Genomic DNA, 25,499 nt, shown 5'->3' with positions numbered 1-25,499 from the left:
TGTCGCTAGCGGTTGAACCGCTCGACCAGGGCACGCAGCCCGGAAGAGATGTTTTCCAGCTCGGCGCCGCGAACCACTCCGGCGCTGGCATTCTCGGCAGTGCGCTGCACAGTGACGGCGACACTGTTGATCTGTTCGGAGACCGATTCGGCTACATGGGACTGCTCCTGGGATGCCGCGGCCATTTGCTGGCTCATATCGGTAATGCGCTCCACTGCCGCGCCGATGCCTTGCAGCGCCTGCTGGGCCTGGACCACCTGCTGCACGCCCTGCTCCGCCTCCTCGATGCCCAGGCTGGCGATCTGCACGGCTTCGTCGGCCCCGGCGCGCAGGCTCTGGATGATGCCCTGGATCTGCTGGGTCGACTCGCGGGTCTTGCCGGCCAGGGCCCGCACCTCATCGGCGACCACGGCAAAACCACGGCCCTGCTCACCAGCTCGGGCTGCCTCGATGGCCGCATTCAGGGCCAGCAGGTTGGTCTGGTCGGCAATCGCCTGGATCATGCTCGCCGCCACCATGATCTCCTGGGTCTGCCCGGCCAGGTCGCCCACGGCCTGGTTGATCTGTGTCACGGTGCGCGCCAGCAACTGGATGGCATCCCGCGAGGTGCCGGCCACCTCACTGCCCTGCCGGGCCAGCAGGTTGGCGGTGTGGGCTTCGCTGGCGGTGTGCTGGACGTGTTCAGCGACCTCGGTGATTGAAGCAGCCATCTGGGTCATGGCGGCCGCGGTCATGTCGGTTTCCGCCCGCTGCTCCAGCAGCGCCGACTCGGTGCGGCTGGACAATTGGCTGGAATCGGCCGCTGCGGTAGCCATCTGCCGGGCCAGATCGCTGAGGCGGGTCAGGGCGGTCTTTAGGCGCGCCTCCTCACTGATCAGGATCATCTGCAACTGCGCCGCCGGCCCCAGTGCTTCGCTGTAGGCCAGGGCGCAGATCGGATCGGCAAAGGTATTCGGTGTGCTACTGACAATCTGCTTGAGCTGCTGCCCCAGGCGGCGCTGGGCCAGCAGCCCGACAGCCACGAAACCCGCGACCGTACAGCCCTGGGCGGCCAGCGTCGGCAGCCAGTGGAAGGCGGCCAGGCAGCCTACCGCCACCGACACCGGCAGCAGCAAGGGCCGGGTTGCGGCCTCGATGCGGCGCCAGGCGCAAACCGGCGCCTTGTCGGCCCGCAGGCGCGCATACAAGGTTTCGGCGCGGCTGACCTGCTCTCGGCTTGGCTTGACCCGCACCGACTCGTAGCCCACCAGTTTTCCGTCCTCCAGGATCGGCGTGACATAGGCGCTGACCCAATAGAAATTGCCGTTCTTGCAACGGTTCTTCACCACACCCATCCAGCTCTGGCCAGCCTTCAGGTAACCCCACATCGACTCGAACACCGCCGCCGGCATGTCCGGGTGGCGAACCAGGTTATGGGTGCTGCCGATCAGTTCGGCCTGGCTGAAACCGCTCATCGCTGCGAACTCGGCGTTGCAGTACGTGATGTGACTGTTGATGTCGGTGGCGGATATGAGCCGCTGCTGGTCGGGAAAGGTCTGCTCGACAGAGGTGACCGGCAAATTGAGACGCACTTTAGAACTCCATAGACAGCCTGCGATCAACAGTTACCGGCACCCGGCAAGAGGCTGATTCGCGATGTACTTTCCTGGCGGTACGGCTCAATCGGAAGGTTCGCCCTGATTGCAGCCGTACAGCGGTTTGCGCGGCAGTTGACCATCGATTCGACGGAGATCAACTAGGATCAGATGAGGCGTCAGGTGGGGACGGCGGACGGAGCGTTGGCGGGATTTACGAGACGTTCGAGCCTCTGCCAAGTCCTTGGTTTAGGTGAACAAGGGAAATGCAATGATTTCTTGTTTCATAAACCAGCCTTCTGAAACTAGATCACCAAATACCTGTCCGAAGCGCCGATTCTACGAAATACATCACATTTTGCAAAGCAAGGTGATGAACCATGGTGTTGTCTAATGCCAATATTTATCGTTAAGTTCTTGATTCTAAATGGGAATTGAGCGATGCAAATTTCAAGTTTGGGTGCAGCCATCAAGCGCTATCGAAAGGTAGCGGGGCTTACTCAGGCTGAACTAGGTGAAAAAACCGGTTTTGACCCAAAAACCATCAGCCGCTTCGAAACCGGCACCTACACCCCCAGCGTTGAAGCTCTATTTCTATTAGCCGAAGTACTGGGAGTGAAGCTGAAAGCCTTCTTCGCCGATCTGGGCGACGAAGAGGAACAGCGGGCTTATTTGTTCGGTGTCATTCACAAAGCCACCCCGAAGGATCTGGGAAAGCTGATAGCAGCGGTAGACCAGGCCTTGTCCAAGCCTTGAGCCCCGCAACAAATCAACTCCAAGAGGCAGGTTTATCGACACCGATAAGCCGGCCTCTTTTTCAATCGACGACTCCTGACAGGAACTGACAGGCCAGCCCCCTAAGCTTGCGCCCAATGCACCATCCAAAGGCCTCTGGAGTCGCCATGATCACCAACACCTATTTCCTGCTCTACGTGGACAGCCCTGCCCTCAGCGCAGAGTTCTATAGCCGCTTGCTGGATAAACCGCCGGTGGAATCCGGCCCGACTTTCGCCTTGTTCATCCTCGACTCGGGGATCAAGCTTGGCCTCTGGTCCCGACACACTGTCCAGCCGAGCGCTCAGGCCGCCGGCGGTGGCGGCGAACTGGGCTGGGCCGTGGACAGCCGCGAAGCGGTGGATGAACTGCATCGGCACTGGCAAGCCCTGGGCATGACCATCGCCCAGCCGCCGACCCAGATGGATTTCGGCTACACCCTGGTGGCCCTCGACCCGGACGGCCACCGCCTGCGGGTGCTGTACCTGACCATCGACTGAGTCGCCAGCCCTGAAACGGCGCCGTATCGGCGCCCGACCCTGCAGCAAAATAAAACCGGCCGCCACATTGAGCCGCCCGGCACTCATCGTTATCCTCCCCGCCAACTTGTCACAAAATGTAAGGGAATACGATGAAGTACCTGCGCCTCCTCATGGCCATGGCCGCCCTCTGCGCCATGCCCTTTCTTGCCAGCGCCGCCACCGCGCCCGAGAGCAAGGACGCCGAACCCCAGACAGCCGAACAGTTTCTCGCCTCGCTCTCCCCACGCCACGGCAACGTCAAGCTGCCCGGGGATATCGCCAGCCTCGATCTGAGCAAGGAGTTCTACTACCTCAACCCCAAGGACACCGAGAAGCTGCTCACCGAGGGCTGGGGCAATCCACCTGGCTTCACCACCCTGGGCATGATCGTGCCCAGCGCCGTCAGCCCGCTGTCCGCCGAAGGCTGGGGTGTGATCATCAGCTACAAGAACGATGGGCACATCTCCGACGACGACGCCGCAAAGATCGACTACCAGGACCTGCTCAAGCAGATGCAGGAAGCGGACGAGGAAGACAACAAGCAGCGCCAGGAACAGGGCTACGGCGCCATTCACCTGTTGGGCTGGGCCGAGCAGCCAAGCTATGACGCACAGTCGCACAAGATGTACTGGGCCCGTGAACTCAAGGCCGAAGGCGCCCAGAGCCACACCCTGAACTACAGCATCCGCGTGCTGGGCCGCGAAGGCGTGCTGGAACTCAATGCCGTGGCTTCAATGGACGACCTGGACACCATCAAGCGCGAGATTCCCAAGGTGCTGGCCTTTACCAACTTCACCGACGGCAACCGCTACGCCGACTACAACCCAAGCACCGACAAACTGGCTTCCTACGGCCTCGCCGCCCTGGTGGCCGGCGGCCTCGCCAGCAAGGCCGGGCTCTTCGCCAAGCTCGGCGTACTGCTCCTGGCCGGCAAGAAATTCATCGTCCTGGGGGTATTGGGCCTTGCCGCCTTCATCGGCCGCCTGTTCAAGAAAAAGAGCTGAATCCCGCCCGGCAGCGCCCCGCCATTGCGCGGCGCTGTCACTTGCAAGGCCGGTACTAGCGGCCTTGCCCGGCAGGCACCTCATTGGCAGGTGTCGCCGACAAGCGCCGACGCCAACGCCCGTCCAATTGCATCGCCATCACGCTACCCAGCACCACTGCCGCACCCAGCACCACGCTGGACTGCAGAGTTTCGCCCAGCACCGTCGCGGCCAGCAGCATCGCCACCGGCGGAATCAGGTACATGGCGATCGACGCGCGGCTGACCTCGACCCGAGCCAGCACATAGGCCCAGGCCAGGTAAGCCAGTGCACTGGGAAACAGCCCCAGCAACAGCACCGCCAGGTTCACCCGTAGTGATGCCTGGGCCACCGCCTGCGTCAGCCCGGGGGCATACACCAAGAGCAGTAGCGTACCGCCCCAGACCATGTAGCAGACAGTGGTCAACACCCCATAGCGCCCGGAAAAGCGCCGCTGCAAGACGAAGTACAGCCCCCAGGAAAACGCCGCCAGAAGCACCAGCAGCCCTCGCGGCTCGATCGCCCCCAGGCCCTTGTCACCGGCCACCACCAGCACCGCCCCCAACAGCCCGATCACCACACAAAGCCAGCGCCAGCCACTGACCGGCTCCCTGAGCCAGAAAAACGCGATCAGCGTGCTGAAGATCGGCGCGGACTGCGCCAGCACGCTGGATGCTCCGGCGCTCAGCCCTTGCTGGCCGTAGTTGAGGCTGACGTGATGAAAAGCGATGGCGAAGAAACCCAGTACCAGCAACCAGGGCAGGTCGCGCCAGCGCGGCAGGGAGATCTTCAGCACCAGCGCCATTGCCGCCATGAACAGCGAGGCAATCAGGAACCGCAGCAAGGCCAGGTGCCCGGGGCTGTAGCCCTCCAGGCCGATATGGATACCCACCGGCGAATAGGCCCAACACAGAATCACCGCAGCGGTGGCCAGCACCAGCTTGAACAGGGGCGAGAGCATCACGACACAGATATCCAGAGGCAAGAAGAGGACCTGCAGTGTCCCGCCCTGCACAACTCACCACAATTAACCGATACTGAGGTTATTCCTCACTGGAAATGAGCAATGGAACTGACCCAACTGAAAATGGTGAAGGCCGTGGCCCGCACCGGCAGCATTGCCCGAGCGGCCGAGCAACTGCATTGCGTGCCGTCCAATATCACCAACCGCCTCAAGCAGCTGGAAGGCGAGCTGGGCACCGAGCTGTTTACCCGGGTCGGACGCGGCCTGCGGATCAGCCCCGCCGGGGAAATCTTCCTCGGCTACAGTGAACGCATCCTGGCCCTGGTGGATGAAGCCAAACGTGCGGTGGACAACCAGGCCGAACCCAGCGGCCTGTTGCGCCTGGGCTCGATCGAGTCATGCGCCGGTGGGCGCCTGCCTCCCCTGCTGGCGCAATACCACAAGCGCTATCCGAAGGTGAGCGTGGAGCTGGTGACCGGAACCTGGTCGCAACTCTTTGAAGAGCTGCTGCACCAACGCATCGACGGCGCCCTGGTGGCCATCGACAGCCTGCCGGCCAAACTGCAACAGACCGTGCTCTACCACGAACCGCTGGTGCTGATCTCCAGCGGAAACAGCGCCCCTATCCGCAGCGCCAGCGACTTGCAGCACCACAACCTGTTCATGTGGCCGCCGGGCTGCCCCTATCGCCGCGCCCTGGAAAACTGGCTGGGCAGGCACGGTCTGAACCTGCCCATCACCGGCTATGCCAGCTGGGGCACCATCATCGGCTGCGTCAGCGTGGGGGCCGGGGTCTCGCTGATACCGGAAGGGGTGCTGGAGCGCTATTCGCAATCGGCCAACCTGAGCGTGCAGCGCTTCGACGACCTGCTACCGGTGGATAACCGTTTTGTCTGGCACAAGGATGTACAACACCATGGCGCCAGGGACGCCTTTGCCCAGTTGCTGCGGGAGCAGCTGGGGGCCTGACAGCCCCGCAGCAACCTTGCAGGCAACACCGAGCATTTGGGCACAACGAGGCAGTCACGAAGACCGAGCCCCCATCAGGGCGTCGATAAAGGGGGCCTTCTGCGCAAGGTACTCGCCAATGCCCTCGCGATTGCTGGCCTCAAGCCGAAACTTCAGATCCTGATACTGTTGGCGGATGCCGCTGTCCTGACGCAACAAATCGCGAAAGCGCAGCATGCGCCCCACCTGCTCATGACCGGCGACACAGACATGCACCTTGTGGGTGCGCACCCCCTCTACATCGCGGCGGTAAAAATGATGCCCGGGGGACAGATTGCTACCCCGGACATACCCCAGGGTCGCCATGAAGGCATTGCGCGCGGCTTCATCCACCTGCTCCGCGACCACCACCAGCAGATCGATTTCCGGCTTGGCCGCCAATCCTGGAACAGCAGTGCTCCCCACGTGATGAATATCCATCAGCTCGCAACCGAAGCCTTTGGCTATGCGCGCCTTCTCCCCTGCAAATGCCGCAGGCCAACGATCGTCATAGAGGGAGATCTTACTGGTTAGCGCCATGACCACTCCTTGATGCAAAAGCGTTGGATATTCCAGGAGCCCGCCGCCCGGGCCAACAGGACACAGGGATTGGCGAACCACAAACAAGGCGCACGACAACGGCACGTCAACAGAAATGCTGCACGAGCTCGAAGGTTGGCAGGAATTTTGATTCATCTCGTTGAGGACCAACGAGGAGCGTTATGGAGGCAACCCCACCAGCCACACCCCGGCACACAATGTTCCCGCTGTGGCTGCTGCCTTCCGGCTCTGACCAGGTTCACGGGTAATCGTTGCGGGGGGACCGATGGGGTCACCATAACGACGCTCGCCTGACGGCGAGCCGCGCCATTGTACCTATCTGAGTCGAACTTACAACCGCTGGCTGCAGATTAAAATTCGATGGGCTTCAAGCACTTGGCCGTGGCCCACCTGCCGTGGGGGCGAACTTGCTGGCGAAACAGGCATCGCGGTGCATCAGGGAAATCGCGCAGGGGCCTTCGCGAGCAAGCTCGCTCCTACAGGACGGTGAGGATCAGTCCAGGGACAGGACTTCGTCGGCGCGGCCGCCTTCCTGCTGGATCACCAGGTGGATGAAATGCAATTTGGCAATCACCGCGGGCGGCAGGATGAAGGGGTAGAAATCCGGTTGGCCCATGCTGCGGGACAGTTCGTTGAGCATGCCCGCCAGTTCGATCCAGGCGTTGACGAAAGCCAGGAACGCCGGCCCGCCTGGATGCTGCGGATCATAGAGGCTGCTCAAGGGAAACGGCTGGTAGTCGAGGTCGACGTCCCGGGCGCTCATGCCGAAACCCAAGGCGGTGTCCACTGCATCCACCATGTGCAGGTAGTGAGCCCAGGTCTCCGCCCAGTCTTCCCAGGGGTGCATGGTGGCGTAGGCGCTGACATGGCTTTGCTGCCAGCCAGCTGGCGCGCCCTTCTGGTAGTGCCGCTCCAGAGCTTGCGCGTAGCTGTAGCGTTCATCGCCGAAGAGGCTGCGAAAGGCTTCCAGCCAGGGGCTGTTGGCTATCAACCGGTCCCAGTAGTAATGCCCCACTTCGTGACGGAAATGCCCGAGCAGGGTGCGGTAAGGCTCATGCATCTGGGCCCGGATCTTTTCCCGGTGGGCGTCGTCGGCTTCCTTGATATCCAGCGTAATGAGGCCGTTGGCATGCCCGGTAACCGGCGCCCTGCCCTCCAGATCGACACCGATGAAATCGAAGGCCAGCCCGGCCTGCTCATCCTCGCCCTTGGGGATCACCTGCAGCCCCAGGTCAAGCAATTGCGCCACCAGCCGCCGCTTGGCAATTTCCACCTTGCGCCAGCGCTCCGGGTTCTCGGCTATGGACAGGTCGGGAATGGTGCGATTGAGCTTGCAGGCCACGCACAGGCTGTCGGTCAGATGCGCCGGCAGCAGCCAGTTGCAGGCTGCCGGGGTATCGAGGTTGGCGCAACGCCTGAAGGCGCCGGCTTCGGGCTTGGCATCCAGCACCCAGGTATCGCCCGCCGGCCCGGGCTGCAGGGAAGACAGCAGACCCAGGTGCGGTGCATAGCCAAGCATTGCCGAACAGGCCAGGCACTGGCTGTTGCGAAAGAACAGCGATTGCCCGCAGCGGCAGGACCAGAGTTTGCTGTTACGTGAACGGTCGCCGACGAAGGGTGCGGCGATCCGGGAACTGAGCTGCTCGAAAAAGCGGTACATGGCGAATCCTCCCTGGGGCTTGCCAAGACTAGATCATGGGCAAGCCTGTGGGGTTCCAAGATTCGTACCACTGCGCCGCTGGCGACGAGGCGCACCCGAAGGCACGGCAGCGGCTACAGGTCAGGTCGGGACGCCGTGCTCGGTCAGGAAAGCCACGAAGGCTTCTTCGTCCAGCACCTTGAGCCCCAGTTCGTTGGCCTTGGCCAGTTTGGAACCGGCGCCGGGGCCGGCCACCACGCAGTGAGTCTTCGCCGAGACCGAACCCGCCACCTTGGCACCAAGGCTTTCCAGCTTGTCCTTGGCCACGTCGCGGCTCATCAGTTCCAGGGAGCCCGTAAGCACCCAGGTCTGCCCCGCCAGCGGCAGGCCCGCAACCACCTTCTTCTCGCTCTGCCAATGCATGCCAAAGGCCTGCAGCTGCTGTTCGATGGCCTGGGCCAGTTGTGCATTGGCCGGGTTGTCGAAGAATTCACGCACCGCCTTGGCCTGCTTCTCCGGCAGCGCCTGGCGCATATCCAGCCAGTCGGCCTCGATCACGCCTTGCAGTGAGCCGAACTTGTCGGCCAGTTTCTGCGCGGCGCCCGGGCCTACTGAAGGGATGTTGAGCTTGTCGAGCATGCCGCCCAGGGTGGTGCTGGCGGCGAATTCGGCGCCCAGTTCGCCCTGATCCTGCAGCACCAGGCCGCATTGATCTGCCGCCAGCAGGGAACCGATGACTTCCTGGTTATGACTGTCCTCAAAGAAGCTGTGGATTTCGTGAGCCACTTCCAGACCGACATCCGGCAGATAGGTCAGCACTTGCGGCAGTGCCTGCTGAACCCGTTCCAGGCTGCCCAGGGAGCGCGCCAGGACCTTGGCGGTTTCCTCGCCGACATCCGGGATACCCAGGGCATAGATGAAGCGCGCCAGGGCCGGACGCTTGCTGTCTTCGATGGCCTTGAGCAGTTTGTTGCTGGACACCTCGGCAAAGCCTTCCAGGTCGATGATCTGCTCGTATTTGAGCCTGTAGAGATCAGCCGGCGAGGCAATAAGGTTCTCGTCCACCAACTGTTCGATGGTCTTGTCCCCCAGGCCTTCGATATCCATGGCACGACGGGATACAAAATGGATGATCGCCTGCTTGAGCTGGGCCCCGCAGGCCAGCCGGCCAACGCAGCGATACACCGCACCTTCGCTGACGGTTTCCCGGCCCTTGCTGCGCTTGACCAGTTGCGTGCGCTCTACGTGGGAACCACAGACCGGGCAGCTCTCGGGGATCTGCACCGGGCGGGCGTTCTCCGGACGACGCTCGGTCACCACTTGCACCACTTGCGGAATCACGTCGCCGGCACGGCGGATGATCACCGTGTCACCGATCATCAAGCCGAGGCGCGCCACTTCATCCATGTTGTGCAAAGTAGCGTTGGATACAGTGACCCCGGCCACCTTGACCGGCTGCAAGCGCGCCACCGGCGTCACGGCGCCGGTACGACCAACCTGGAACTCCACGTCCAGCAACTCGGTGAGCTCTTCCATGGCCGGAAACTTGTGGGCGATGGCCCAGCGCGGTTCCCGGGCACGGAAACCCAGTTCCCGCTGGGAGGCGATGCTGTTGACCTTGAACACCACGCCGTCGATCTCATAAGGCAACGCATTGCGCCGCTCGCCGATCTCGCGGTAGTAGTCCAGGCATTCGTCGATGCCCTTGGCCAGCCGCAGTTCACGACTGATGGGCATGCCCCACTGCTTCAACCGTTCAAGGTTGCCGATGTGGGTGTCGGCGATGTCCGCGCTGACCTGGCCCAGGCCATAGCAGCAGAACTCCAGGGGCCGACTGGCGGTGATCTTCGAATCCAGCTGGCGCAGGCTGCCCGCCGCTGCGTTACGCGGGTTGGCGAAAGTCTTGCCGCCCGCTTCCAGTTGCGCAGCGTTCAGGCGCTCGAAGCCGGCCTTGGACATGAACACTTCACCGCGCACTTCCAGGGTTGCCGGCCAGCCACTGCCTTGCAGCTTGAGGGGAATGTTGCGCACGGTACGCACATTGACGCTGATGTCTTCACCGGTGGTGCCATCGCCACGGGTGGCGCCGCGTACCAGTACGCCATCCTGGTACAGCAGGCTGACTGCCAGGCCATCGAGCTTGGGCTCGCAGCTGTACTCCACCGCCGCGCCGCCACCGAACAGATCACCGGCCGGCAGGTCCAGGCCTTCGTTGACCCGGCGATCGAACTCGCGCATGTCGACTTCCTCGAAAGCGTTGCCGAGGCTGAGCATGGGGATTTCATGACGCACCTGGGTGAAGGCCGAAAGCGCTGCGCTGCCGACACGCTGGGTTGGCGAATCGCTGGTCACCAGTTCAGGGTGCTCGGCTTCCAGGGCCTTGAGCTCACGGAACAGCCGGTCGTATTCCGCATCCGGGATGCTGGGTTCATCCAGTACGTGGTAGCGGTAGTTGTGCTGGTCCAGCTCAGCGCGCAGCTCAAGAATGCGGGTTTCGGCGGCGGTCATGGGGTTCTCTCACAAAGCAAAAGAGCAGCCTAGGCTGCTCGATCTGAAGATTGGGGCAAGGGCTTCGCTGGCAAGCCAGTTCCTGTACAAGCCAGCCCCTACATGGAGGGGCTGGCTTCAGGAGCTTAGCGCTTTTGGGTCAGGGCGCGGCGTTCGAATTCGACGATGCGCTGGCGGTAGTGTTCGATGGTCTGGGCAGTCAGGACGCTGCGTTGATCGTCCTTGAGCTCGCCATTGAGCTCCTGAGACAACTTGCGCGCCGCCGCCACCATCACGTCGAAGGCTTGCTTGGGGTGACGCGGGCCCGGCAGGCCGAGGAAGAAGCTGACAGCCGGGGTGCTGAAGTGGTCGATATCGTCCAGGTCGAACACGCCCGGCTTGACCGCGTTGGCCATGGAGAACAGCACCTCGCCGTTGCCAGCCATGCTTTCGTGGCGGTGGAAAATATCCATCTCGCCAAAACGCAGGCCGCTTTCCAGGATGTTCTGCAACAGGGCCGGCCCCTTGAAGCCGGCAGCGTCGCGGCAGATCACGCTGATCACCAGCACTTCTTCGGCTTGCGGCTGGTCCTTGTCGCTGTGGCTCGCGGACTTGCTTTCCTCAACCGGGAAATCATCGTCGCGGCTGCTGAAGCTCGGGCCACTGTCCAGATCCAGGTCCAGGTTGAGGTCGCCCTGATGCGGCTCGCCACCGCGCTTGCCGCGCTTGGACGAAGAGCTTTCCCGCGGTTCGCGGGCAGGCATGCTGACCGACGGCAGGTCATGCTCGTCCAGCTGCGGCTCTTTATGGGTATCCAGAACGCGGGGCGGGCCCAGCAGCTCGGCACTGCCTTCATCGTCCGGCAGATTGGAAAGACTTCGATCAAGACGGAACTTCAACTTCCCCTTGCCGCCGCGCATACGCCGCCAGCCATCAAAAAGAATACCGGCGATAACAATAATGCCGATGACGATCAGCCACTCGCGCAGACCGATTTCCATGTAATCCCGTGCCTCTATAAAAAATGCTGAAAAATAAGGGGTTTACAATCTGCAAACCGCTTTAAAACGTGGCGCCAACTCTATGTTCTGAATGGCGTTTTGCCCACGCATAGGAAAAATTGACATTAAACTAGCACGACCAAAGGCAACTTTACACCGTCTGTCGCAACGGCTAGGGCCAATATATCGATTGGCCAGCTGGGTAATGGGAAAAATCCCCCCTACTTGCCCCCTACAGTCGCCTCAGTCGCCCGGACTCAAGAGTCCACCATCGCCATCGCCTCCTCGACATCCACGGCTACCAGGCGCGAACAACCGGGTTCGTGCATCGTTACCCCCATCAACTGATCAGCCATTTCCATGGCGATCTTGTTGTGGGTGATATAGATGAACTGCACGGTCTGCGACATCTCTTTAACCAATCTCGCGTAGCGTCCAACGTTAGCGTCATCCAGCGGTGCGTCAACTTCGTCGAGCATGCAGAACGGCGCCGGGTTCAACTTGAAGATGGCAAATACCAGGGCCAATGCGGTCAATGCCTTTTCGCCACCGGAGAGCAAATGAATGGTGCTGTTCTTCTTGCCCGGAGGACGCGCCATGATCGTTACCCCTGTATCGAGTAGATCTTCGCCCGTCAGTTCCAAATAAGCGCTGCCGCCACCGAAAACTTTTGGAAAGAGTGCCTGCAAACCGCCGTTGATCTGATCAAAGGTATCTTTGAATCGATTACGGGTTTCCTTGTCGATCTTGCGGATCACGTTCTCCAGGGTTTCCAGGGCCTCCACCAGGTCGGCGTCCTGGGCATCCAGATAGCGCTTGCGCTCGGACTGCTGCTGATACTCGTCGATGGCCGCCAGGTTGATTGCGCCCAGGCGCTGGATCCGTGCGGCAATCCGTTCCAGCTCTTCTTCGGCGGCCTGCTCGCTGGCTTCTGCGGTCAGGGTCGCCAGCACGCCGTCCAGGTCGTAGCCGTCGGCCAGCAGTTGCTCCTGCAAGGTCTTGCGGCGCACGGTCAGGGCTTGCCATTCCATGCGCTGCTGCTCCAACTGGCCACGAATCAACTGCGACTGCTGCTCGGCCTGGTTGCGGCGCTTCTCGGCATCGCGCAATTCGCGGTCGGCATCTTCCAGGGCGATCTGCGCGGTCTTGAGCTCCACATCCACGGTCATGCGCTTTTCCAGCAGCTCTTCGAGCTTCAGGCGCAACTCTTCCAATGGCGCCTCGCCTTCTTCCAGGTTGAGGCTGAGTTGTTCGCGCTTCTCGGTCAGGCGCTCGGATTGCAGCTCCAGACGCTCCAGAGCCTGCCGGGTGGAATCGTGCTGGGCCTTGAGCGAGCCCATGCGCACTGCCAACTGGTGGGCGTGATCCTTGTGCTGGCGCGCTTCCTGGCGCACCCGGTCAAGACGCTCGCGCAGGCTGTCGCGCTGGGCCAGCAGCAGCTCACGCTGCTCGGTGTCCAGGGCCATGCTGTCGAGAGCGTCCTGCAATTGCAGGCGCGCCTCCCCAATCTGTTCGTGTTCCAGCTCGCGCTGTTCGCCAAGCTCCACCAGCTCTTCATCGAGACGGGTACGCCGCAAGGTCAGTTGTTCGGCCTTGGCCTTGCCGGCAGACAGCTTGGCCTTCAGCTCACCTTGCTGGCGGGCTTCGTCCTGCAGCAGACGGCGCAGATGCTCGCGACCGTTCTCCTGCTGGCGCTGCTGGGCCCGCAGGTTGAGCAACTGGCTTTCCAGGGCCTCGACACTGGCTTCGCGCTCATCGCGCTCCTGGGTCAATTGCTGGATTTCCTGACCCCGGGCCAGCACGCCGCTTTCCGCTTCGCTGGCGCGGCGCACCCGCAAAAAATGCCGGCCGACCCAGTAGCCATCGCGGCTGATCAGGCTCTGTCCGGCAGCCAGTTGCCCCCGCAAGGCCAGGGCCTGTTCGAGGTTTTCCACCGGTTTGACCTGACCCAGCCAAGGCGACAGATCCACCGTGGATTCCACCTTGTCCAGCAGGCTGCCGGGGATGCGCATTGCATCGCCTTGCTGGCTCAGCAGGCGCAGATCGCCTTGCTGGAAACCCGCGAGGTCAAGGCCGGTAAAATCGTCCACCAGCACCGCCTGCAGATCGGCGCCAAGCACGGTTTCCACCGCCAGCTCCCAGCCCGCTTCCACATGCATGCCATCGGCCAGGCGCGGGCGTTCGGCCAACTGCTGCTCACGCAACCACTCGGCGGTACCCGTGGCGGGGTCCAGTGCGGCCTGCTGCAAGGCTTCCAGGGAAGCCAGCCGGCCATTGAGGCGCTGCAATTCACCCTGAGCCTGCTGCTGTGCCTGGGTTGCCTGCTGCAATTGCTGGCGCAGTTGTTCCAGACGCTCGACCTGGGACTCCTCGCTGGCTTGCAGGTCTTCCAGGGTCGCCTCACTGGCGGCCAGTTGTTCGTTGAGTTCGAGGATCGCCGCGTCTTCCGGGTCGGCCGAAAGCAACTCGCGCTCCTCGCCCAGGCGCCGCTGGCGCTCGGACAGCCGCTCCATGCTGCCTTCGAGCTGCTGGATGCGTGACTGCTGCACTTCCGCCTGGCGCCGCGGTTCCGCGGAACTCAGGTTGAAGGCGTCCCACTGCTCCTGCCAGCCGTGCATGGTGGTTTCGGCTTCTTCCAGGGTCACGGCGGCTTCTTCGGCTGCGGCGGCGGTGACTTCCTGCTCGGGCTCGAGCATCGCCAGTTCTTCCCCCAGGGTCGCCAGCAAGGTGCGGTCGTGCCCCAGGTGCGACTCGGTTTCCAGGCGCGCGCGCTCGGCTTCCTTGAGGTCGTCCTGCAACTGCCGCAGGCGCTGCTGGCCATGCTGGATGCTCTGCTCGACCCGGGCGATGTCACCGCCCACCGAATAGAAGCGCCCCTGCACCAGATTGAAGCGTTCGGAGAGCTCGTGGTGCCCGTCACGAAAGCGTTCGATAGCAGCATCGGCATTGCGCTGCTCGGCCACCAGGGCCTCGAAGCTGACTTCCTGGCTACCGATCACCGACTCGCGCTGGCCGACCTGTTCATTCAATGCCTGCCAGCGCAGAGCCGACAGTTGCGCCTTGAGCTGGCGCTCCTCGGCCTTGTACTCCTGATACTTCTCGGCGGCCTGGGCCTGGCGATGCAAGCGTTCGAGCTGACGCTCCAGCTCTTCGCGCAGGTCGGTCAGGCGGGCGAGGTTCTCGTGGGTGCGGCGGATGCGGTTTTCCGTCTCGCGCCGGCGCTCCTTGTATTTGGAGATGCCCGCGGCTTCCTCGATGAAGTTGCGCAAATCCTCGGGCTTGGCTTCGATCAGCTTGGAGATCATGCCCTGCTCGATGATCGAGTAGCTGCGTGGCCCCAGGCCGGTGCCAAGGAAGATGTCGGTGATATCCCGACGGCGACATTTGGCGCCGTTGAGGAAATAACTGTTCTGGCTGTCGCGGGTCACCTTGCGGCGAATGGAGATTTCCGCATAGGCGGCGTACTCGCCCACCAGGGTGCCATCGGAGTTGTCGAACACCAGTTCGATGCTGGCCTGGCTCACCGGCTTGCGGCTGGTGGAGCCGTTGAAGATGACGTCGGTCATCGACTCGCCGCGCAGGTTCTTCGCCGAACTTTCGCCCATGACCCAGCGCACGGCGTCGATGATGTTCGACTTGCCGCAGCCATTGGGCCCGACCACCGCCGCCATGTTACTGGGGAAGTTCACCGTGGTCGGATCGACGAAGGACTTGAACCCCGCCAGCTTGATGCACTTGAGTCGCACGTTTACGCATCCGCCAACGCAGATACCACCAGATCGCTGCTGCGCTCGGCGTAGGCCGTCAGCACCTGGCGGATCTGCACCAGGTCACGGGCCAATACCGCGGCCAGCAATTGCTCGAACAACGCCAGGTACTCGCTCATGGACGCCTTGCGCTGGTCCAGCGCCAGGTAATAGGCGCGGCTCATGGCCGGCTGCAGGTTCTCGACAGTCTCCTGCAGGTAGGGGTTGTTGGCGAACGGATAGGCCGCGCGCATCACGCTGAAGCTGTCTTCGACGAAGGCACGGATGTCCTGGCGTTCGTAGGCACTCTCCAGGCGCTGCTGGATCTGCAGGAATGGCGTCATGTCGCTCTGCTGTGTCCAGCCGCTGGCCACCGAGTTCCCCAGCAGGATGTACAGCTCGCTCATCAGCGTGCACAGGCTGCGGACCTTGTGCTCGGTGAGCTCGGTCACATGGGCACCACGGCGCGGCAGGATGGCGATCAGATGGCGGCGCTCGAGAATCAGCAAGGCCTCGCGGACCGAACCACGGCTGACATTGAGGGCCAAGGTGACCTTCTGTTCCTGAATGCGCTCCCCAGGCTTGAGATCCCCGCGAATGATACGTTCGGCGAGGTGGTGAGCAATTTGCTCGGCGAGGCTGTCCGGCGCCTTGAACGTCATGGTTTTCCTTCAAAATCTTTAATCGGCACAAGCCGCGCAGTGTAGCGCAATTGCCACTTCATCGCGGAGTGCCCAAGGGGCGGAATTTGGCACGAAATAAGCAAATTGACCGTGATCCGAGCAATTTTCCATAGCCGTTCATACTTGAATTGTTGGAGTCAAAAATTTCCTGACCTTGAAGTCAGAAAATCATTGACCGAAAAGTCAGACATGACTAAATTCGGCTGACGTCGGTTAACAACAATAATGAGTCTGCGAGGCCTTCCGTGATCCAGTTTTTACTCAACCAGGAACTCCGTAGCGAGCATGCCCTGGACCCCAACCTGACCGTGCTCAACTATCTGCGCGAGCACCTGGGCAAGCCCGGCACCAAGGAAGGCTGCGCCAGCGGCGACTGCGGCGCCTGCACCGTGGTGGTGGGCGAGTTGCAGACGGATGCGCAAGGCGGCGAAAGCATTCGCTATCGCAGCCTCAATTCGTGCCTGACCTTCGTTTCCTCCCTGCACGGCAAGCACCTGATCAGCGTCGAAGGCCTCAAGCACCAGGGGCAACTGCACAGCGTGCAGCAGGCCATGGTCGACTGCCACGGCTCGCAGTGCGGCTTCTGCACCCCGGGCTTCGTCATGTCGCTGTTCGCCCTGCAGAAAAACAGCAGCCAGCCCGACGCCCACAAGGCCCATGAAGCCCTGGCCGGCAACCTCTGCCGCTGCACTGGCTACCGGCCGATCCTCGCCGCCGCCGAGCAGGCCTGCTGTGGTGGGCAGAGCGATCAGTTCGATGCGCGCCAGGCCGAGACCATCAGCCGCCTCAAGGCCATTGCACCCAAGGACACCGGTGAGCTCAACAGTGGCGACAAGCGCTGCCTGGTGCCGCTGACGGTGGCTGATCTGGCCGACCTTTATGACGCCTACCCGCAAGCCCGGCTGCTGGCCGGCGGCACCGACCTGGCCCTGGAGGTGACCCAGTTCCACCGCACCCTGCCGGTGATGATCTACGTCGGCAACATTGCCCAGATGAAGCGCATCGAGCACTTCGACGATCGCCTGGAAATCGGCGCCGCCACCGCCCTCACCGACTGCTACGACGCCCTGCGCGCCGAGTACCCGGACTTCGGCGAACTGCTGCAGCGCTTCGCCTCGCTGCAGATCCGCAACCAGGGCACCCTGGGCGGCAACATCGGCAACGCCTCGCCCATCGGCGACTCGCCGCCGCTGCTGATTGCCCTGGGCGCGCAGATCGTCCTGTGCAAGGGCGAAGTGCGCCGCACCCTGGCCCTGGAAGACTATTTCATCGATTACCGGGTCACCGCCCGCCAGGAAAGCGAGTTCATCGAGAAGATCATCGTGCCCCGGGCCAGCGCCGAACGGCTGTTCCGCGCCTACAAGGTCTCCAAGCGCCTGGACGACGACATTTCCGCGGTCTGCGCGGCTTTCAACCTGCGCATCGACAACGGCGTGGTCAGCGATGCGCGCATCGCCTTCGGCGGCATGGCGGCGATCCCCAAGCGCGCCAAGAGCTGCGAAGCCGCACTGATCGGCGCGCCCTGGAATCAATCGAGCATCGAGCGGGCCTGCGCCGCCCTGGCAGAAGACTTCACCCCGCTCTCGGATTTTCGCGCCAGCAAGGAATACCGCCTGCTGAGCGCGCAGAACCTGCTGCGCAAATACTTCATCGAACTGCATGCACCGCACATCGAGACCCGGGTGACCGCTTATGTCTAATCATCACAAGGTCGAGAAGACCCAGGCCGAACTCACGGCCCTGTTTCACCAGGACCTGACCAGCGGCGTCGGCCGCAGCGTCAAGCACGACAGCGCCGACAAACATGTGTCCGGCGAAGCGGTGTACATCGACGACCGCCTGGAATTCCCCAACCAGTTGCACGTCTACGCGCGACTGTCGGACCGGGCCCACGCCAAGGTCATCAGCATCGACACCGCCCCCTGCTACGCCTTCGAAGGCGTGCGCATCGCCATTACCCACGAGGACATTCCCGGCCTCAAGGATATCGGCCCGCTGCTGCCCGGCGACCCGCTGCTGGCCATCGACACCGTGGAGTTCGTCGGCCAGCCGGTGCTGGCGGTGGCCGCCAGGGACCTGGAAACCGCGCGCAAGGCGGCCATGGCCGCGATCATCGAATACGAAGACCTGGAGCCGGTGCTCGACGTGGTCGAGGCCCTGCGCAAGCGCCACTTCGTGCTGGACAGCCACACCCACCAGCGCGGCGACTCGGCCAGCGCCCTGGCCAGTGCCGAGCACCGCATCCAGGGCACGCTGCACATCGGCGGCCAGGAACACTTCTACCTGGAAACCCAGATCTCCTCGGTGATGCCCACCGAAGACGGCGGCATGATCGTCTACTGCTCGACCCAGAACCCCACCGAAGTGCAGAAGCTGGTGGCGGAAGTGCTGGACGTCTCGATGAACAAGATAGTGGTGGACATGCGGCGCATGGGCGGCGGCTTCGGCGGCAAGGAAACCCAGGCCGCCAGCCCCGCCTGCCTGTGCGCGGTGGTGGCACGCCTGACCGGCCAGCCGACCAAGATGCGCCTGCCACGGGTCGAAGACATGCTGATGACCGGCAAGCGCCACCCTTTCTACGTCGAATACGACGTGGGCTTCGACAGCAGCGGGCGCCTGCACGGCATCCAGCTGGAACTGGCGGGCAACTGCGGCTGTTCACCGGACCTCTCGGCATCCATCGTCGACCGTGCCATGTTCCACTCCGACAACTCGTACTACCTGGGCGATGCCACCATCAACGGCCACCGCTGCAAGACCAACACTGCGTCGAACACTGCCTATCGCGGCTTCGGTGGCCCGCAGGGCATGGTCGCCATCGAGGAGGTGATGGACGCCATCGCCCGCCATCTGCACCTGGACCCTCTGGCGGTACGCAAGGCCAACTACTACGGCAAGACCGAGCGCAACGTCACCCACTACTACCAGACCGTCGAGCACAACATGCTCGAGGAAATGACCGCCGAACTGGAAGCCAGCAGCCAGTACGCCGAGCGCCGCGAAGCCATCCGCCTGTACAACGCCAACAGCCCGATCCTGAAAAAGGGCCTGGCACTGACCCCGGTGAAATTCGGTATTTCCTTCACCGCCAGCTTCCTCAACCAGGCCGGCGCGCTGATCCATGTCTACACCGACGGCAGCATCCACCTGAACCACGGCGGCACCGAAATGGGCCAGGGCCTGAACATCAAGGTGGCGCAAGTGGTGGCCGAGGTGTTCCAGGTGAACATCGACCGGGTGCAGATCACCGCCACCAATACCGACAAGGTGCCCAATACCTCGCCCACCGCCGCTTCCAGTGGTGCCGACCTGAACGGCAAGGCCGCGCAGAACGCGGCGCAGACCATCAAGAACCGCCTGGTGGAATTTGCCGCGCGCAAGTATCAGGTCAGCGAAGAAGACGTGGAGTTCCACAACGGCCACGTGCGGGTCCGCGAGCATATTCTGACCTTCGAGGAACTGATCCAGCAGGCCTATTTTGCCCAGGTGTCGCTCTCCAGCACCGGCTTCTACAAGACCCCGAAAATCTACTACGACCGTGCCCAGGCCCGGGGCCGGCCGTTCTACTACTTCGCCTTCGGCGCGGCCTGCGCCGAGGTGATAGTCGACACCCTGACCGGCGAGTACAAGATGCTGCGCACCGACATCCTGCATGACGTCGGCGCCTCGCTGAACCCGGCCATCGACATCGGCCAGGTCGAGGGCGGCTACATCCAGGGCATGGGCTGGCTGACCACCGAGGAACTGGTGTGGAACACCAAGGGCAAGCTTGAGACCTGCGGCCCGGCCAGCTACAAGATCCCGGCAGTGGCCGACATGCCCCTGGACCTGCGAGTCAAGCTGGTGGAAAACCGCAAGAACCCGGAAGACACGGTGTTCCATTCCAAGGCCGTGGGCGAACCGCCGTTCATGCTGGGTATCGCCGCCTGGTGCGCGATCAAGGATGCGGTGGCGAGCCTCGGCGACTACCGCCACCAGCCGCAGATCGATGCGCCGGCGACACCGGAGCGAGTGTTGTGGGGCTGCGAGCAGATGCGTCGCTTGCAGGTGACCAGGGCCGCGGACCCGCAAGCCGAGCTGGCGCCGCTGTAACGGCCCGCGTCGGCAAGCCGGCTCCTGCAGGAGCCGGCTTGCCGAGGAAGAGGCCCACACAGACAACCAAGATGTCGAGGTGAACATGTACAACTGGATCAGCGCCCTCGCCGACCTGCAGACCCAGGGTGAACCTTGCGTGCTGGTGACCATCATCGAGGAGCTCGGCTCGACGCCGCGCAATGCCGGCTCGAAAATGGTGGTCAGCGCCACCCAGGCCTTCGACACCATTGGCGGCGGGCACCTGGAATACAAGGCCATGCAGATCGCCCGGGACATGCTCGCTGCCGGCAAGCAGGCGACCCATCTGCAGCGCTTCAGCCTCGGCGCCAGCCTCGGTCAGTGCTGCGGCGGTGCCACGGTGCTGCTGTTCGAACCCATGGGCCAGGTGCAGGCGCAGATCGCCGTGTTCGGTGCCGGGCATGTCGGCCGCGCGCTGGTGCCACTGCTTGCCAGCCTGCCCTGCCGGGTACGCTGGATCGATTCCCGGGAGCAGGAGTTTCCCGAGCAGATCCCCCCTGGAGTACGCAAGATCGTCAGCGAAGAACCGGTGGACGAAATCGACAACCTGCCCGCCGGCAGCTATTGCATCGTCATGACCCATAATCACCAGCTGGACCTGGAGTTGACCGCGGCCCTGCTCAAGCGCAACGATTTCACCTATTTCGGCCTGATCGGCTCGAAGACCAAACGGGTCAAGTTCGAACACCGCCTGCGTGACCGCGGTTTCGACGCCGAAACCTTGCAGCGCATGCGCTGCCCGATGGGGCTCGGCGAAGTCAAAGGCAAGTTGCCTGTGGAAATCGCCATCTCCATTGCCGGCGAGATCATCGCCACCTATAACGCCCATTTCGGCCAGCCCAGCGCCAGTGCCGAACCCATTGCCAAACTGCTGCCGGTATCACGCCGCAGCCAGGCTGCAAACTGACACGCCACACACTGAGAATCCCCCATGCCTTTGACTCGCAAAGCCTACCGTGCCGCCATCCTGCACAGCATCGCCGACCCGGCCGAAGTCGGCATCGAAGCCTCCTATGAGTACTTCGAAGACGGCCTGCTGGTAGTAGAAAACGGCCGGATCAGTGCCCTCGGCCACGCCAGCGAACTGCTGCCCGGTCTGCCCGCCGGGGTGCAGGTCGAGCACTATCCCGATGCCCTGATCACACCGGGCTTCATCGACACCCATATCCACCTGCCGCAGACCGGCATGGTGGGCGCCTATGGCGAGCAGTTGCTGGACTGGCTCAACACCTACACCTTCCCCTGCGAAAGCCAGTTCGCCGACCCGGATCACGCCAATGAAGTGGCGGACATCTTCATCAAGGAACTGCTGCGCAACGGCACCACCACCGCCCTGGTGTTCGGCAGCGTGCATCCGCAGTCGGTCAATGCCTTCTTCGCCGCCGCCGAGAAGCTCGACCTGCGGATGATCGCCGGCAAGGTGATGATGGACCGCAACGCCCCGGACTACCTGACCGACACCGCCGAATCCGGCTACCAGGAAAGCAAGGCGCTGATCGAGCGCTGGCACGGCAAGGGCCGCCTGCACTACGCAGTCACCCCGCGCTTCGCCCCCACCAGCACCCCGGAGCAACTGACCCTGGCCGGCCAGTTGCTGACCGAATACCCCGACCTCTACATGCAGACCCACATCAGTGAGAACCTGCAGGAAATCCAATGGGTCAAGGAGCTGTTCCCGGAGCGCAAGGGTTACCTGGACGTGTACGACCACTACCAATTGCTCGGCGAGCGTTCGGTGTTCGCCCACGGCGTGCACCTGTGCGACGACGAATGCGCACGCCTGGCTGAAACCGGTTCGGCCGTGGCCTTCTGCCCCACCTCGAACTTCTTCCTCGGCAGCGGCCTGTTCAACCTGCCGATGGCGGAAAAGCACAAGCTCAATGTCGGCCTGGGCACCGACGTCGGTGGCGGCACCAGCTTCTCGCTGCTGCAGACCCTCAACGAGGCCTACAAGGTCATGCAACTGCAAAGCGCGCGCCTGAGCCCGTTCAAGTCGCTGTATCTGGCCACCCTCGGCGGCGCCCGGGCCCTGCGCCTGGAAGACAAGATCGGCACCCTGCATCCGGGCACCGACGCCGACTTCCTGGTCCTCGACTACCACGCCACTCCGCTGCTCAGCTACCGCCTCAAGCAAGCCAACAGCATTGCCGAAACCCTGTTCGTGCTGATGACCCTGGGCGACGATCGCACCGTGCTGCAGACCTTTGCCGCCGGCCAGCAGGTCCACCAGCGCTAACCCCGGAAAATGAAAATCCCCCGTTCGCCAGACGCGTACGGGGGATTTTTTTGCCTGCATCCAGGCCCGGACTGCGGGCGAGCCTAGAAGGTCACTTCCATGTTCAGGGTCGGTGTCGAGGTGCGGCTGCCACGGCCGCCGTCCACCCCGAACTTGTTGTGCCAGTACTCGTAGCCGACACCCAGATACAGGTTGGGCTTGACGTTCTTGCCCGGCAGCACTGCCACCATCAACGAGGTACGCATCAGGGTTTCGGGGGCAGTGTCGCGGTAGTTGTAGTCGTGGCCCTTCTCCCCGGTGTAGTTGACGAAACCCTGGAACTTGGCAGCGTGGGTGCCGACTTCGAAAGGTCGCATCCAGGCCAGGTTGAGCAGGTAGGTGTCGTCGAAGGTGTGATCCGGGTCCTTTGCCCCGGGGATCCCGGAATGGTTGTTTTCCTTGTAGTACAGCAGGCTCAGGTCCAGCACCCCGACGGTGTTGAACTTCAGGGTCGGGCCGAAGACCAGGGCACGCTTTTTCGCCGACCCCAGGTTGTTGTTGCGGCTGGCGTCAAAACCCATGGTCAGCGCGTAGTCCTTGATCAGGCCGGTGCCCAGCGGCGTATCCAATACCCGGGAGGAATAGAGCTGGTGGCGATAGACCCCGTAGACCTCGCTGCTGCCCTTGTTGGTGCCCTTGCGCGGGTCGTCGTTGTCGGAGAGCAGCACATCCAGGTGCAGGTAGTTGCTGCCGTACTGGTAACCGCTGGCGTGGGTGAAGCTGTAGATGCGCTTGCTGATGTAGTGCGGGTTGTTCGGGTTGGTGAACTCCTTGCCGTATCGAAAGCCGACGCTGTTGTTCATCCACTCGAGGGCGGCCGCTTCCCCTGCTCCGATCATGCTCATCAGCAGGGTTGCGCCTTGTAGTGCCTTTTTCATTTTTATTATGTCCTGTGGCGGTGTGGCTTTAGGCAGCTTCGCTGGCTGCCGACCGCACGCAGTATCGACACAAGCGCTACAGCGCCCAAAGCACAGAATATCGACCAGGGCGCTGCCGAAATGGCAACACAGGCCCAGGAGGCCGGACTCAGAGCACCGGCTGGCCGAAGGCGCGCTCGGCCCGTTCGCGAAGAGCGATCTCCTCACTGAGCAAATGCGCCAGCGCCTCCACCGCGCTGGGCAGGTCGCGCCCGCTGCGGGCGTAGAGCCCCAGGTCGCTGTAGATGCCGCCCTGGTCGCTCAGGGGAATATGCAAAAGCTCACCCTTTTGCAGATCCACCTCGACCCCGACCCGGGTCTGGAACGCCACCCCCATGTTGTGCCGGGCCATCTGCCGCGCCAGCTCCATGGAGTTGCTCTGCAGCGGCGGTTTGTCCAGCAGGCCCAGACGCTTGTGCAGCGGCGCCAGCAGGTGATGGATCGACAGCTCGCTCTTGGCCAGGATCAGTCCGTGCTCGGCACAGGTGGCGAAATTGACGCTGCCGCGCTCGGCCAGCGGGTGGTCCGGGCCGACCAGCGCCCCGAGGCGGAAATGCCCGACACTCAACTGGCGGATTTCCGCGGCCCGTGGCACAGCAAAGGCCAGGCCCAGGTCGGCGCGGCTGTTGATCAGGGCCTGGGGAATGGATTGCGAACCCTGCACGGTCACACCGATGGTCACTTGCGGGTAGTGATCACGCATGCGCTTGAGCACCGAGGGCAGCAGATCCACCGTGGCACCTTCGGCGGTGGCGATCTCGACGTGGCCGCTTTTCAGGCCGCGCAAGGCGTCGAACTCCAGGCGCACCCGCTCCAGGTCCTGCAACACCAAGTTGGCGTGACGGCTGAGAATCTCCCCGGCCATGGTCAGGCGCAGGCCGCCGGGCAAGCGCTCGAACAGCGGCGCGCCGATCTCGTCCTCGATCTTGAGAATCTGCCGGTTCACTGCCGAGGACGCGACATTCAAGCGCCGGGCAGCCTCGCGGATCGAGCGGCAGCGCCGGACCATGTCGAAATAGTGGATCGCGGAGGAATGAATACGTAGCGTTCTGCCGCTCATGCCGCGGGCTCCTTTCGCAGGGCGAGAGGCGAGCCTTGGCCGACTGCTGCCGGGCCATGCGCCTCGAAGCAGGCACTGTATACAATCTGAAACAAAAACCGCAACAAAATGCCCAAGCCAAGGCCCGGCAAGGGGCCGCAGAAACAAGAATCCCTCGCTCCGTGCAGCACACGAAGCGAGGGATTGCTTGAAACGCAAGGCTTGCAGCTTAGAGCTTGGCGCTTGGCCGCCCCGGTTTCTTGGTCTGCAGCAAGTGCGAGAACACCGCATGCAGGTCGTCCGAGGCACTTTCCTCGTCGAGGTTGAGCTTGCTGTCGATGTGGTCCATGTGGTGCATCATCAGGTTCACCGCCAGCTCGCCGTCCCGGGCTTCGATGGCATCGATCAGTTGGGTGTGCTCATCGTAGGAGCAGTGCGAACGGTTACCGCTTTCGTACTGGGCAATGATCAGCGAGGTCTGGGACACCAGGCTGCGCTGGAAGCTGATCAGCGGGGCATTCTTCGCCGCTTCCGCCAGCTTCAGGTGAAACTCCCCGGAAAGGCGGATACCGGCACCACGATCGCCGCGGGAAAAGCTGTCGCGTTCCTCGTTGACCATCTGCCGCAACTCCAGCAACTGCTCGGCAGTGGCATGCTGCACGGCCAGTTCGGTAATGGCCCGCTCCACCAGGCGCCGGGCGAGAAATACCTGGCGGGCTTCCTCGACGCTCGGGCTGGCGACGACCGCGCCACGGTTGGGCCGCAGCAGGACCACGCCTTCATGGGCCAGGCGCGACAGCGCGCGACGGATGATGGTCCGACTGACTCCGAAAATCTCCCCCAGCGCCTCTTCGCTCAATTTGGTGCCCGGCGCCAGGCGCTGCTCGAGGATGGCCTCAAAGATGTGCGCGTAGACAATATCGTCCTGGGTTCCGCTGCGACCGGCTTTGCCTGCTCGCGGTTGTTTCTTGAGAGGTTGCAACTGTTCGTTCATGGGCACTCGGGTCGGGAGGACTGCGGCGATTTCAGCGTGACTTTAATACGCCACGGTGGGTCGCTGGCAAGTATCGCGTTAAAACAGGGGCACATTGTACACAACCCATGGCCATCACTAGCAAAAAGTGTTGTCGGGCCCGCGACTTGTTCAACGACTGTACGGCTATTTGTAGTCACGGCTGTATTGCAATGCAAAGTTA

Annotated in this window: 19 protein-coding genes, 1 other RNA gene and 1 pseudogene; 8 read left to right on the top strand and 13 right to left on the bottom strand. The window is 62.7% G+C overall.

All coding sequences use genetic code 11. The annotated features are described in order from the left end of the window. Positions 1 to 5: 5 nt before the first annotated feature. Entirely contained in the window at positions 6 to 1,115 is a 1,110-nt protein-coding gene (locus tag AC1RGE_RS31195) for a methyl-accepting chemotaxis protein (protein WP_456301878.1), read from the bottom strand. A gap of 174 nt (positions 1,116 to 1,289) precedes the next feature. Beyond that, a pseudogene (locus AC1RGE_RS31190) lies at positions 1,290 to 1,571 on the bottom strand (PAS domain-containing protein); the annotation flags it as partial. 444 nt (positions 1,572 to 2,015) lie between these two features. Between AC1RGE_RS31190 and AC1RGE_RS31185 the strand changes: the two are divergent. The 3 genes from AC1RGE_RS31185 to AC1RGE_RS31175 all read left to right on the top strand — a co-directional run bounded on the left by AC1RGE_RS31185 (position 2,016) and on the right by AC1RGE_RS31175 (position 3,873). After that, entirely contained in the window at positions 2,016 to 2,330 is a 315-nt protein-coding gene (locus tag AC1RGE_RS31185) for a helix-turn-helix domain-containing protein (protein WP_011060220.1), read from the top strand. Positions 2,331 to 2,476: 146 nt separating this feature from the next. After that, positions 2,477 to 2,848, top strand: coding sequence for a VOC family protein (locus AC1RGE_RS31180; protein WP_011060219.1), 372 nt, complete (start codon positions 2,477 to 2,479; stop codon positions 2,846 to 2,848). A gap of 131 nt (positions 2,849 to 2,979) precedes the next feature. Further along, positions 2,980 to 3,873 carry a DUF2167 domain-containing protein gene (locus AC1RGE_RS31175; protein WP_065363450.1) on the top strand — a complete coding sequence of 298 codons (894 nt, stop codon included), beginning with the start codon at positions 2,980 to 2,982 and terminating at the stop codon, positions 3,871 to 3,873. Between the two features lie 55 nt (positions 3,874 to 3,928). On the opposite strand, the gene AC1RGE_RS31170 is transcribed toward AC1RGE_RS31175, so the two are convergent. Beyond that, positions 3,929 to 4,852 carry a DMT family transporter gene (locus tag AC1RGE_RS31170; protein WP_183000930.1) on the bottom strand — a complete coding sequence of 308 codons (924 nt, stop codon included), beginning with the start codon at positions 4,850 to 4,852 and terminating at the stop codon, positions 3,929 to 3,931. 105 nt (positions 4,853 to 4,957) lie between these two features. Between AC1RGE_RS31170 and AC1RGE_RS31165 the strand changes: the two genes are divergently transcribed. Continuing rightward, complete coding sequence (locus AC1RGE_RS31165; protein WP_011060216.1) at positions 4,958 to 5,824, top strand: LysR family transcriptional regulator; 867 nt, start codon at positions 4,958 to 4,960, stop codon at positions 5,822 to 5,824. Positions 5,825 to 5,878: 54 nt separating this feature from the next. Here the strand turns inward: AC1RGE_RS31165 and AC1RGE_RS31160 are convergent, their stop codons facing one another. The 7 genes from AC1RGE_RS31160 to AC1RGE_RS31130 form a co-directional block, all read right to left on the bottom strand. Next, a complete protein-coding gene (locus AC1RGE_RS31160; RefSeq protein ID WP_401026743.1) occupies positions 5,879 to 6,382 on the bottom strand; it encodes a GrpB family protein in 504 nt (167 codons plus the stop codon). Between the two features lie 192 nt (positions 6,383 to 6,574). Then, positions 6,575 to 6,671: signal recognition particle sRNA small type (ffs, locus tag AC1RGE_RS31155), an RNA gene on the bottom strand. A gap of 225 nt (positions 6,672 to 6,896) precedes the next feature. Then, positions 6,897 to 8,063 (bottom strand): zinc-binding metallopeptidase family protein, encoded by a 1,167-nt coding sequence (locus tag AC1RGE_RS31150; protein WP_011060214.1) that lies wholly within the window; start codon positions 8,061 to 8,063, stop codon positions 6,897 to 6,899. Positions 8,064 to 8,183: 120 nt separating this feature from the next. Beyond that, positions 8,184 to 10,550, bottom strand: a complete 2,367-nt coding sequence (gene ligA / locus AC1RGE_RS31145) for an NAD-dependent DNA ligase LigA (protein WP_011060213.1) — start codon at positions 10,548 to 10,550, stop codon at positions 8,184 to 8,186. Between the two features lie 125 nt (positions 10,551 to 10,675). After that, positions 10,676 to 11,530, bottom strand: a complete 855-nt coding sequence (zipA, locus tag AC1RGE_RS31140; protein ID WP_011060212.1) for a cell division protein ZipA — start codon at positions 11,528 to 11,530, stop codon at positions 10,676 to 10,678. Between the two features lie 257 nt (positions 11,531 to 11,787). Beyond that, a complete protein-coding gene (gene smc / locus AC1RGE_RS31135; RefSeq protein WP_492585667.1) occupies positions 11,788 to 15,276 on the bottom strand; it encodes a chromosome segregation protein SMC in 3,489 nt (1,162 codons plus the stop codon). Between the two features lie 2 nt (positions 15,277 to 15,278). Continuing rightward, a complete protein-coding gene (locus AC1RGE_RS31130) occupies positions 15,279 to 15,938 on the bottom strand; it encodes a GntR family transcriptional regulator (RefSeq protein ID WP_011060210.1) in 660 nt (219 codons plus the stop codon). Between the two features lie 266 nt (positions 15,939 to 16,204). Here AC1RGE_RS31130 and xdhA point away from each other — a divergent pair, with 266 nt between their 5' ends. The 4 genes from xdhA to guaD all read left to right on the top strand — a co-directional run bounded on the left by xdhA (position 16,205) and on the right by guaD (position 22,308). Next, positions 16,205 to 17,659 (top strand): xanthine dehydrogenase small subunit, encoded by a 1,455-nt coding sequence (xdhA, locus tag AC1RGE_RS31125; protein ID WP_019095887.1) that lies wholly within the window; start codon positions 16,205 to 16,207, stop codon positions 17,657 to 17,659. Next, a complete protein-coding gene (xdhB, locus tag AC1RGE_RS31120; RefSeq protein ID WP_053150040.1) occupies positions 17,652 to 20,051 on the top strand; it encodes a xanthine dehydrogenase molybdopterin binding subunit in 2,400 nt (799 codons plus the stop codon). Before xdhA ends, xdhB begins: the two co-directional genes overlap by 8 nt. Positions 20,052 to 20,136: 85 nt before the next feature. Continuing rightward, a complete protein-coding gene (xdhC, locus tag AC1RGE_RS31115) occupies positions 20,137 to 20,979 on the top strand; it encodes a xanthine dehydrogenase accessory protein XdhC (protein WP_011060207.1) in 843 nt (280 codons plus the stop codon). A gap of 24 nt (positions 20,980 to 21,003) precedes the next feature. Continuing rightward, positions 21,004 to 22,308, top strand: a complete 1,305-nt coding sequence (gene guaD / locus AC1RGE_RS31110) for a guanine deaminase (protein WP_492585665.1) — start codon at positions 21,004 to 21,006, stop codon at positions 22,306 to 22,308. Between the two features lie 83 nt (positions 22,309 to 22,391). Here guaD and AC1RGE_RS31105 read toward each other — a convergent pair whose 3' ends face one another. The 3 genes from AC1RGE_RS31105 to AC1RGE_RS31095 all read right to left on the bottom strand — a co-directional run bounded on the left by AC1RGE_RS31105 (position 22,392) and on the right by AC1RGE_RS31095 (position 25,297). Then, complete coding sequence (locus AC1RGE_RS31105; RefSeq protein WP_015634766.1) at positions 22,392 to 23,225, bottom strand: hypothetical protein; 834 nt, start codon at positions 23,223 to 23,225, stop codon at positions 22,392 to 22,394. Between the two features lie 148 nt (positions 23,226 to 23,373). After that, on the bottom strand, positions 23,374 to 24,324 hold the full coding sequence (locus AC1RGE_RS31100; RefSeq protein WP_011060204.1) for a LysR family transcriptional regulator: 951 nt from the start codon (positions 24,322 to 24,324) through the stop codon (positions 23,374 to 23,376). 208 nt (positions 24,325 to 24,532) lie between these two features. Continuing rightward, a complete protein-coding gene (locus tag AC1RGE_RS31095) occupies positions 24,533 to 25,297 on the bottom strand; it encodes a GntR family transcriptional regulator (protein WP_011060203.1) in 765 nt (254 codons plus the stop codon). Positions 25,298 to 25,499 lie beyond the last annotated feature (202 nt).

This window comes from Pseudomonas sp. GW823-FHT02C05, from assembly GCF_058797595.1.
This window is presented reverse-complemented; position numbering and strand designations above follow the sequence as displayed.